The sequence below is a fragment of the Staphylococcus intermedius NCTC 11048 genome (assembly GCF_002902385.1).
In the GTDB taxonomy this organism is placed as follows: Bacteria; Bacillota; Bacilli; order Staphylococcales; family Staphylococcaceae; genus Staphylococcus; species Staphylococcus intermedius.
Genome location: NZ_PPQH01000120.1, coordinates 1 through 1,247 on the forward strand (window position 1 = coordinate 1; position 1,247 = coordinate 1,247).

Consider the following 1,247-nt stretch of genomic DNA (forward strand, 5'->3'; position numbering starts at 1 on the left):
ATAACCACATCTCCAGAAATAATCTATTGTTATTGCAGCATTTTGTTTATTGATTTTGTATAGATTTGTATACTAATTTAACTTTGCAACAGAACCGAAAAAGTCATATCTTTGAAGTGAAAAATTTAATTAAAGATTATGTGTTGTGCAATCATTTTGATATGTTTTGGACATTGACCTTTGACCCTAAAAAATATGGCGGTGAAATTAGTGATGAATTAGCTTATGAATTAATGAGTAAATTTTTGCATAATATCAGAAGGAGACATAAACGTAAAAGTGATAAGCCGTTTAACTATATAGCTGTTCCAGAACGTCATAAAAGCGGCCAAATTCATTGGCATATGATAACAGGTTATTTAGAGCCAAATCTGATTGATAGTGGTAATACTTACAATAATCAAAAGGTGTATAATTGCGTTGATTGGGGACATGGTTTTACGAATGTTCAAAAGATGCGTTCGAAATCAAAAGTGAGTAGTTATATGACTAAATATATTACGAAAGATTTATTATATAGCCCTGTGAGAAAACATAAAGCTAAATATTGGAGTAGTAAAGGTTTGAAGCTTCCTGAAGTGTATGCAGGCAATTATTCTGATTTAGTAAATATTCTGCCATTATGTGATGAGAATGGAGAATTAAAACCAACACATAGCAATGATATTTGTGATATTTGGTTATTTAAAGTTTAAACTTCTGTGAGCCTCTGAAAACGCAAGGATGGAATCCATTAAGCGTTTGGGCAGCGCTCAGAGGCTCACAGAGAGGTTTTAGTGTTAATAAGATATAAAAATATTAGAAATAGGCCTAAATGTTTAGAATGAGCTCTTAGACGTTGTGAAGACATATTTAAGATGACGTTTATGCCGAGAAAACTTTTGAAATGGAAAAGAGCTATATGATATTTCAACTTGTTGAAAATGTTGGTGGGGATTGAATTGGGATTAAACCAAGCAAGCACCAACAGAAAATCATATAGCTCAAAGGTTCCATGTCAAAAGGAAATTGGAATAAATATTTAATTAATTACTTTGAGTGCTAGCATTATTATTAATTTAAATATAATAAAATATATTATTGTTTTTAATGTTAGTTCTCCGATACTGAACATTAAACTTCCGATTGATTGAGTTTTGAATATATTTATACTGGTTCTGTTGCAAAGTTAAAAATCATATAATATAAATACAGAGAAATGAGAAAATAACCACATCTCCAGAAATAATCTATTGTTATTGCAGCAT

1 protein-coding gene is annotated in these 1,247 nt (G+C 30.2%); it reads left to right on the forward strand.

Features of this window, described 5'->3' with window-relative positions:
* Nucleotides 1-116 precede the first annotated feature (116 nt).
* The gene (locus CD138_RS13350; RefSeq protein ID WP_019167676.1) at nucleotides 117-695 is read left to right on the forward strand and encodes a rolling circle replication-associated protein; all 579 of its coding nucleotides are present in this window, start codon (nucleotides 117-119) and stop codon (nucleotides 693-695) included.
* Nucleotides 696-1,247: the final 552 nt, after the last annotated feature.